The sequence below is a fragment of the Symplocastrum torsivum genome, assembly GCF_059505465.1.
The window spans coordinates 22,353-31,008 of record NZ_JCACKQ010000076.1 but is presented as its reverse complement, the minus strand read 5'-3'; the positions used below and the strand labels follow the sequence as shown (position 1 = coordinate 31,008).

The window sequence follows — 8,656 nt, the reverse complement described above, 5'->3', positions numbered from 1 at the left end:
TGATTGCGCTCCACTAAATTATCTGCTTGTGACACTCAAAGGGCGGAATGTGGGTACAAAAATTTTGCAGGGAATTACTGACGAGAGTTTGTACCTTCTAAAGAAAAGCTTCTACACCCTAAAATAATTTGATGAAATAATAGTCACCAAAGTTCCTTGGCACTTACCTTGTGCGCCATGGTAAGTGTTCCCAAACGATTTCGTCAGATTATTGTGGGGCAATGGGGGATAGGCTACAGGACGTTTTCTCAGAGCCTATTGCCTAGAAAGCCACCTTCTCTTCGGTATCAAGAGGAATCCACCAACAGTGAGACGTTCTCTGTTACCACAATCAGCGATTATGGCTACAGTGATGAGGTTTGGACATGATTGAGCCAAATGGCTTTAAACAGCACTCCGTAGTGACTTCGCTTGGAAGAATGGTGTATTACACAGCTGAAGAACTTCCTTGGTGGGGAACAGATGCTACTGAACCCAAAGAACTACCAACTTTAGTCTTTTTGCATGGCTTCGGTGGTGGTTCATCTGCCTATGAATGGTCGAAAGTCTACCCAGCATTTGCGACGGAGTATCGAATTCTAGCACCTGATCTAATTGGTTGGGGTCGCTCTGAGCATCCAGAACGGAATTACCAGATTAACGACTACATCAGCACAATTATCGAGTTCCTTGAGAAGACCTGCACAGAGCCGACCCCTGTAGTGGCGTCTTCTCTCACAGCAGCATTCACTATCCGTGCGGCGATCGCACGTCCCGACTTATTCAAATCTCTAATTCTCACAACACCCGCAGGACTCTCTGATTTTGGCGAAGATTACACACGCAGCTTTTTCGCCCAGTTGATCAAAACTCCTGTTCTCGATCGCATCCTCTACAGCACTGGCGTAGCAACTAGTGGGGGTATACGCAACTTCTTAGAAAACCGCCAATTTGCCCAAAGCAGCCGAGTTTATCAAGAAATTGTCGATGCCTATCTAGAATCAGCCCAACAGCCAAATGCTGAATATGCTGCCCTTTCATTTGTGCGGGGGGATTTGTGCTTTGACTTATCCCTATACGTTCCCCAACTGACTACCCCTACGGCGATTATCTGGGGACAAAAGTCCGAGTTTACAGGACCAGAAATCGGTAAGCGCCTCGCTGATCTCAATCCTCAAGCGATTCGGGTCTTTCAACCCCTTGAAGATGTTGGGCTGACTCCCCAGTTAGAACTGCCTGCAGTAACAATCGGTTTAATTCGGCGATATTTGAAGTTGTTTGATTCGGGGACTGGTGATTAGGGCTTGGGGACTGGGAACTAGTGCAGCGTGGCGAAAATAACTATCCAGTTGAAAAAGGTTAAAAAGCTTACTGTACAAGCCATATTCCTTATGCCTTCTGCATAAGAGCCTCCTTGAACTAGTGACTGGGGACTAGGGAAGTCACGAGGAACTAGCCGGAGGCTCAATCCTTTCTCTCTTCCCCTAGCCTCTAGCCTCTTTTACCCATAGGAGTAGGGGATGTCAGACAGTCTCAGACTGCAATCTCTGTCTGATGCCTGAATCCCACGGATTTAATCCGTGGGAGTGGCTCAATTCACTCTGACATCAATCACGCTGGCTTTGAAGTTGTAGTCCCTGCCCTCCAGCTCGATTGGTGTTCCAATTTTAATTTTGGTACCGGCAACCACGGGACCATCCTTGGTGATTTCTGCTTTCCCGCCTAAGGTCATCACCATATCCGTGCTAAAAGAATTGGCTCTGGGGTCAGGTAACTCTTTAATAGAGCCATCTGGCTGCGGCACAAGTACAGTTTTCGGTAGTTCTTTTACAGATTTAATGTCAACCTGACCAGCCGGGTTATTACGAATGATGATACTGGTCTTTGCATTCTGCTCTTTAAACTGATTGATCAAGGCTCCTGAATCGCGCACACTTAAACCCCGGACAATCAAATCTACCTCCACTGGTTTGGGAGCGCTGATTTGCGCCACAGAACCGGTGGTGCCGGGGAAGAAAAAGATACCTACAATCACAAATAAAATTACTAAGGCAGCACCCAGGTCGAGAATGCTTACTTTTCCGAACAGGCGTCCTTTAGAATCCAAGATAGCCATGAAACGTTATTTAGTGTTTTTGCAAAAAGAACTATAGCTAAAGTAGTCTTTAGAACTAGGTACTAAGTAGTCAGAGAATGCCTCTTGTTATAGTCCTGTGTTAAATTACCACGACTGCTGCAAGAGATCAGCATGACTTCCAGTCTACTTTTTGACTGACAACTCGCCAATGCCTCGGAGGTATGTGTCCCAAAACTAGGGGAACAGGTCTGGAAAAGGAAGAGGCTACAGTAGGCAAGGTAGAAATGGCAACTAATCATCTTTAAATAACGTCGCTTTCTTGTGCCTCTCAAGTCAAGCTGTGTTAGTTATATCACCATGTTGAATTTGTTTTCTTTCCTGTCCCGTCGTTATCAGCGTCGTTGGCTGTATCCGCTGCTATCTGTAGTTATAGCGCTGAGTCTGGTTCTGGGCAGTCCTCAGGTAACGCAAGCCAGACCTTGGTTCGACCTAATTTTCCGAGGTGTTCAGATCCTCCAGCTGTCCAACATTTCTCCTCGCCAGGAAATTCAGATTGGTCAGCAAATTAATCAGCAGCTCGTTAGCAGCGAGATTCAACTCTATCGCAACTCGGAAATCAATCGTTACGTTGATCAAATTGGTCAGCGGCTAGCTCAAGAAAGTACGCGAACTGATATTCCTTACAAGTTTCAGGTTGTTAATGATAAAAATATCAATGCGTTCGCGACCATGGGTGGCTTTGTTTACGTCAACACGGGTTTGCTTACCGCTGCTGATAACGAAGCTCAGCTAGCTAGTGTAATGGCTCACGAGATTGGTCATATCGCTGGGCGTCATGCGATCGGGCAGATGCGACAACAAGCGATCGCACAAGGAGTAGCGGCGGCGGCTGGATTAGACCGAAATCTTGCCGTTCAAATTGGTGTAGATTTGGCTCTGCGTCGTCCTCATAGCCGTCAAGATGAAGTTGAAGCTGACGAATTGGGTCTAGACACCTTACAAAACGCAGGCTATGCTCCTGTGGCAATGGTGGACTTCATGGAAAAACTCCTTAAAAAAGGAGGCTCTGTGCCTACCTTTTTAAGTACCCATCCAGCAACAAGTGACCGAATTAATGCCCTAGAGCGGGCGATTGACCCTGCTCGGAGTAACGTTGGTGATGGCTTAGACACTAACGCTTACAGAAGCAAAATTCGCGTTCTTCTATGAGCGAAGCGCTGAACGCCGGGGAAGAATTTGTGAGGGTTCTACCCGCGTTACGGCTTCCTTGAGCGGTAATTTACGCAGACGACGGCGAAAGACATTGACCTGATAAACGAGAGAATTGGTGATGTCTAGCGCCGTCATCCAGCCGCTTTTAGGATGATAAGCACCTGTATCAATATCAAGCCACCCCCGACCCTGAGCAATTCTTCCAGGGAGGACTCCTGGTAGGGTAAAGGTAATGGTGTGACCTGTGATGATTAGCTTGTCCGGGAAATACGGTTCAGTGATGCTGTGAAATTCATCACGCACCCAGCAAAATTGCTCAGAAGTTTGGTTTTCTAGTGGAATTCGTGGATGAACACCAGCGTGGACTAACCAGGTATCTCCTAAATCCATGTAGGTTGGCAGTGTTCGCATCCAATCAAGATGCTCTTGGCTGACACCACCATCACCATAACTGTTGATGGTGCTATGACCACCACTATAGAGCCATGCTTGCAGTGCTGGGCCATAGATTTCTCCATCACCCAGAATGTCTAGTAACATCTGTTCATGGTTACCCAACAGACACAAGTAAGGGCTTCGTTTCACAAAGTCAACTACCTGAGCGCTCTGGGGGCCTCGGTCTATTAAGTCCCCCAGAAAATAAACCATGTCGTCGCTACTAGGAGCGATCGCATCCATTAAAATCATGAGGGTGTCGTAGTGACCGTGAACGTCACCGATAACAATACGACGGTTGGTCATTTTCACTTTTCCAAATTCCGATTGCACCAACTACCAGGTAGCACCCTTGAAATATAGCTTCCACAAGTGTAGTTAAGAATACCAGGCAGGTTTGCTGTTCTCAGTATGCCCAGATTTCTTTTAACACTTTTCAATCGCAGGGAATATCTATTAGAACTGAATACAGGTGCCAAGAGCGAGATTTCGGATTCTAATACAGATTCAGCCAATTTCACACCGAATACTTGGCATTAAGTACCGTATTCAGAGGAGAAGCAATGTGCGAGATAGGGACAGTGTACCTCTTAGGAAAGGACTTTTATACTCTTAAGATAGTTCCTGAGTTAAAAGCCTTGCCGTAATGGCATCTCTTAGAGCAGGAAGCTCTTTTTCTTTCTAGGTTGAGTTTATTTCACCAAAAATCGTGTCTTCTTCTATACTTCCGATTATTAACACCCTTAATCAGCCCACAAGCTGGGCTTGGGTCGAGCAAGCCATCACTCACCTAAATATCATTCTACTCGACCACTCTCATTGCGAACGTAAGGCGGCTGGAGTGGCGTTGAACTTGATGTTTCGTTACCCATCCTATACGCAACTGGTGCGTCAGCTAACTGCGATCGCACGGGAGGAACTGGAGCATTTTGAGCAGGTTAACCAATGGCTAGAACGGCTCGGTATTCCCTTAGCTCCTCTCTCATCGCCTCCTTATGCTGCGGGATTGAAAGCGGAGATTCGCCGCCATGAACCGGAGCGACTATTGGATTCGTTACTGGTTTCTGGTCTAATTGAGGCTCGCTCTCATGAGCGGTTGGGATTACTGGCAAATCATTGTCCTGATCGGGAGTTAGCTAAGTTTTATGGGGGCTTGATGGCATCTGAGGCGCGTCACTTTGGTGTTTATTGGGTGCTGGCGGATACTTATTTTGAGCGGGATGTTGTGACTGGGCGGTTGGAGGAATTGGCGGTTAGAGAAAGTGAGTTGTTGGTAACTCTTCACCCAGAACCAAGAATTCATAGTTAAAGTTCTCAATACGAGTACATCACTTCTGTAGGGAAGGGCAAAGCATTCGGATAGAGAAATCAGAGAAATCTTAGTTAAGCAGCAAGATTGTTCGCTCGAATGCTTCGCCTCTACAAATTCATTGTTTTTTCTGTTGAATACTTTTAATTTTACAGGTCGAAGAAATGTGTGGCTTGCGTGAGAACTTTTATTTCTTCTAGGGCTTGCGCTTTGTTGTTATCGTAAGAACCCGCTACCTTAGGCAGGTTACAGGATAGCGCCCTCCAATTTAGTATCAGTCAAGTCAATATTCTTTAGATCGACACCTCTCAAATCAGCGTTACTCAAATCGACACCGCTCAAAACAGCGTTACTCAAATTGGCTAATCTTAGATTGGCACCAACCAGATTGGAACCATTTAAATTGGAAGCTGTCAAGTCAGCGTAGACTAGATAGGCGTGGCGCAGGTCTGCATTGTCCAGCCTAGTATTCTTCAGGGTTGCAAAACTCAAAAGAGCATTGTTCAAATTAGCACCGCTCAGATTAGCCCCACTTAAGTTAGCACTTCTCAAGTCAGCCTTGCTTAAATCAGCCCTGCTTAGGTTAGCACCACTGAAGTTAACACGCTTCAAGTCGTAACCGCTCAAATCAAAGCTATTAAGATTAATATTACCTAAGTTGACGCCCTTCAAGTCGGCATCTATCCAATTAACGCTATCCAAATTAACATTACTTAAGTTGGCACCATCCAAAACAGCATTACTCAAATTTACGCCATTGAGGTTAGCACCACTGAAGTTGACATGAGTTAGGTCGATATTATTGAAATTCATGCCATTGAGGTTAGCACCACTGAAGTTGGCATGGCTCAGGTTGCTATTATTCAGATTAGCGCCGTTGAGGTTAGCACCACTGAAATTGATATGCTTCAAATCAACATCCCTCAAATCAGCACCCCTCAGGTCGGCACCGATGAGGCAGGCACACGATGTTTCTTCGTCTTCGTACCAGTAAACAACGATATAAAACTTGGAGTAGAACCTTGCATATCTTAAGTTAGCACCACTTAAGTTGGCATAACTGAGGTTTACACCAGTTAGATCGGTATTGCTCAAGTTTGCACCGCTTAGATTTACTGCCTCCAGGTTTGAGACAATACTCAGCTTCTCAGGATTGGGACCTAAACGGGCGTGTTGTAGATCGGCACCACTCAGGTCAGCTCCCTTCAGGTAGATACATTTTAAGTCAGCATGACTAAGATCGACCCAGGCAAAATTTCTTTCTCCTGCCTCATAGCGTTGCCGAATTTCATCTGCACTGATCTTAAGTCTGGAGTCATGGAGTGCTTGGCTTACCTTCTGTTCGGCGGCGCGAAGCTGCAACAACTCATGTGCTCTCCTTTTCAACGCCAGTGAGTCGCCTTGCAAAGCCTGAATCACCAAATCCAGCCCTGGCTCGTCGTATCGCAATGCTTCAGACAGTACTGCCATCTGCTGTTCTACTGTGCCAGTCGCGAGTTGTTGTCTGACACCTTCTAAGCCTTCCAAAACAACCCCATCTAGTGGCGGTTGAGCTTGACCACCCAGAACTGCATCATTTTCTCCAGGTTGATTGGGCTTGTGTACCATGGTTTCTTTACCAAGTCTATGTTCCCGTCTAGTCAACGTCAGTCCTTCATGCCCTTGGTACAGGCGTTTACATTAGCAAGAACAGGTAAGTTGTACATCCCTAAGAAAGCGAACCATACCATATACTGCGCCAAACATAAACCATCACGGTGCAATTGTTGCTCGACCGCGCTCTCAAATGTATCTTGAGGAGTAATTACAAGGCGATCGCACCCCTATCCGTACAAAAGTGAAGCGTTTGCGTAGCATCATAGTGCGCTCTTAAGCCTAGCTATCCTAAAAGGGTTTCGCTTCTCTCTTTCTCTCTATAGTGAACGCTACGATTGGAAAAAGCTTAGCGAGTAATAAGTATCTTCAAACTCCTAGAATATTGCTACTAAGGGGGTAACATGATTTCGGACGAACTAGGTATACAACTACATGACCGAGCAACACGCGGAGAGAAGTTGACAATTGGGGAACACAAGCAACTGGAAAACTGGTATGCACAGCAAGATTTGGCTGAAAATAGCTTGCTCAAATCAGCTATCGCTGAACCAGATGTATCAGAGCTACGGACACAAGTTGAAGTAGTATTGTCGCAACTCACTGCTATTACGCATCGAATACAGCAGGTTACACAGGAAAACGAGATGCTGCGACATGAAATAGCAGCCCTGTATCAGCAGCTTGCTTCAGCGAAACTAGCATGAGTATCCCATCGGAGATACGCCAACAGGTGCGGCAACGCGCTAATTTTGCCTGTGAGTTTTGTGGTGTATCTGAAACTGATGTTGGTGGACAACTCACAATTGATCATTTTCAGCCTAAATCAAAGGGTGGAGATGACTTTCTGGAGAATCTTCTGTATTGCTGTATCCGTTGCAATCAATACAAACAAGATTATTGGTTTACGGGTGCTGATGACCTCTCTCTTTGGAACCCTCGTCAGGAAGCTGCTTCCATACATTTTTTAGAACTAGATGATGGCAAACTACTTCCTCGAACACCGACAGGTGAATTTACGATAAAACGCCTACGCCTAAATCGCTCTCCACTCGTTACTTATCGTTTGAGCAAGCGAAGACAAGCTGAAGAAATTCGTTTGCTAAAGCAGTACAAAGATTTAATTCAACTGCTTGGACAACTGAATGAGCAATTGGTAACGTTGGTGGAAGAACAACAACAATTGCTTGAGGAACAGCGTGAACTGATTAGGTTCCTCTTACGTCGAAATCAGTAGAAAGATAGCTTGTGATAAAAGCGATCGCACTTCTCGATTAGTCTTTCGGAGTAATACAAAGCGATCGCACCTTGTTCCGTACAAAAGTGAAGCTTTGGCGTAGCATAGTGCGCTCTTCAGCCTAGCTATCACGAAGGGAATCGTTCAAAGCAAGCTTGCTAAAGTTGAAATAAATGAGGGTATTGCAGAACTATGGTTGCAAGTCCGGACTTTCCACCAATGACACCTCAAGACTATTTGGCGTGGGAGGAAAAGCAGCCCATCCGCTACGAATACCTTAATGGCGATGTGTTTGCCATGACGGGGGGAACAATTCCTCATAATCAAGTCGCCGTGAACTTAGCCGCTTTACTTAAATCTCACTTGCGAGGCAAGGGCTGTAAAGTGCTGACGAGTGATGCTAAAGTTGGCATTTCTGAGAAGGGGCCGTTTCACTATCCTGATGTCTCAGTTAGTTGCGACGAGCGTGATCGCTTAGCACGTCAATTTATTCGCTACCCTTGCTTAATTGTTGAGGTTCTTTCGCCTAGTACAGAAGCGGTTGACCGTGGCGAAAAGTTTAGACACTATCGCCGCATTGAGACGCTGCGCGAATATCTATTAATCGATCCTGATCAGTTGAGTGTTGAATGCTATCGACTCAACGAACGAGGAAATTGGGAACTATTTCACTTTTGTGTAAACGACACGGAATTGAACACTAGGGATTGCGAAGTTCATTTAGCCAGTGTTGAGTTCAAGTTTCCCCTTTCTCTACTTTACGAAGATGTTGAGTTTGCCGACGAGCAAAAAGAATATTAAACCTCTTGCTTGC

General features: G+C 45.7%; 10 protein-coding genes. 7 read left to right on the top strand and 3 right to left on the bottom strand.

Annotated features, from left to right (window positions below):
- Positions 1-177: 177 nt before the first annotated feature.
- Positions 178-369, top strand: a complete 192-nt coding sequence (locus tag AC5JL3_RS21665) for a hypothetical protein (protein ID WP_496076448.1) — start codon at positions 178-180, stop codon at positions 367-369.
- The gene (locus AC5JL3_RS21660) at positions 366-1,280 is read left to right on the top strand and encodes an alpha/beta fold hydrolase (RefSeq protein WP_496076447.1); all 915 of its coding nucleotides are present in this window, start codon (positions 366-368) and stop codon (positions 1,278-1,280) included. Before AC5JL3_RS21665 ends, AC5JL3_RS21660 begins: the two co-directional genes overlap by 4 nt.
- A 290-nt stretch (positions 1,281-1,570) precedes the next feature.
- Here AC5JL3_RS21660 and AC5JL3_RS21655 read toward each other — a convergent pair whose 3' ends face one another.
- Positions 1,571-2,095, bottom strand: a complete 525-nt coding sequence (locus AC5JL3_RS21655) for a DUF4330 domain-containing protein (protein WP_496076446.1) — start codon at positions 2,093-2,095, stop codon at positions 1,571-1,573.
- A 318-nt stretch (positions 2,096-2,413) separates the two neighbouring features.
- Here AC5JL3_RS21655 and AC5JL3_RS21650 point away from each other — a divergent pair, with 318 nt between their 5' ends.
- Positions 2,414-3,265: a M48 family metallopeptidase gene (locus AC5JL3_RS21650; RefSeq protein WP_496076445.1), complete on the top strand. Its 852-nt coding sequence runs from the start codon at positions 2,414-2,416 to the stop codon at positions 3,263-3,265.
- On the opposite strand, the gene AC5JL3_RS21645 is transcribed toward AC5JL3_RS21650, so the two are convergent.
- A complete protein-coding gene (locus AC5JL3_RS21645; RefSeq protein WP_496076444.1) occupies positions 3,260-4,009 on the bottom strand; it encodes a metallophosphoesterase family protein in 750 nt (249 codons plus the stop codon). The genes AC5JL3_RS21650 and AC5JL3_RS21645 overlap by 6 nt on opposite strands.
- 403 nt (positions 4,010-4,412) lie before the next feature.
- Between AC5JL3_RS21645 and AC5JL3_RS21640 the strand changes: the two genes are divergently transcribed.
- Positions 4,413-5,012, top strand: a complete 600-nt coding sequence (locus AC5JL3_RS21640; protein WP_496076443.1) for a MiaE family protein — start codon at positions 4,413-4,415, stop codon at positions 5,010-5,012.
- A 246-nt stretch (positions 5,013-5,258) separates the two neighbouring features.
- Here AC5JL3_RS21640 and AC5JL3_RS21635 read toward each other — a convergent pair whose 3' ends face one another.
- Positions 5,259-6,620 carry a pentapeptide repeat-containing protein gene (locus tag AC5JL3_RS21635; RefSeq protein WP_496076442.1) on the bottom strand — a complete coding sequence of 454 codons (1,362 nt, stop codon included), beginning with the start codon at positions 6,618-6,620 and terminating at the stop codon, positions 5,259-5,261.
- A 389-nt stretch (positions 6,621-7,009) separates the two neighbouring features.
- On the opposite strand from AC5JL3_RS21635, the gene AC5JL3_RS21630 reads away from it, so the two are divergent.
- The 3 genes from AC5JL3_RS21630 to AC5JL3_RS21620 all read left to right on the top strand — a co-directional run bounded on the left by AC5JL3_RS21630 (position 7,010) and on the right by AC5JL3_RS21620 (position 8,643).
- The gene (locus tag AC5JL3_RS21630) at positions 7,010-7,312 is read left to right on the top strand and encodes a hypothetical protein (RefSeq protein WP_496076441.1); all 303 of its coding nucleotides are present in this window, start codon (positions 7,010-7,012) and stop codon (positions 7,310-7,312) included.
- Entirely contained in the window at positions 7,309-7,842 is a 534-nt protein-coding gene (locus AC5JL3_RS21625) for an HNH endonuclease (protein ID WP_496076440.1), read from the top strand. Before AC5JL3_RS21630 ends, AC5JL3_RS21625 begins: the two co-directional genes overlap by 4 nt.
- Positions 7,843-8,034: 192 nt before the next feature.
- On the top strand, positions 8,035-8,643 hold the full coding sequence (locus AC5JL3_RS21620; protein ID WP_496076439.1) for a Uma2 family endonuclease: 609 nt from the start codon (positions 8,035-8,037) through the stop codon (positions 8,641-8,643).
- Positions 8,644-8,656: the final 13 nt, after the last annotated feature.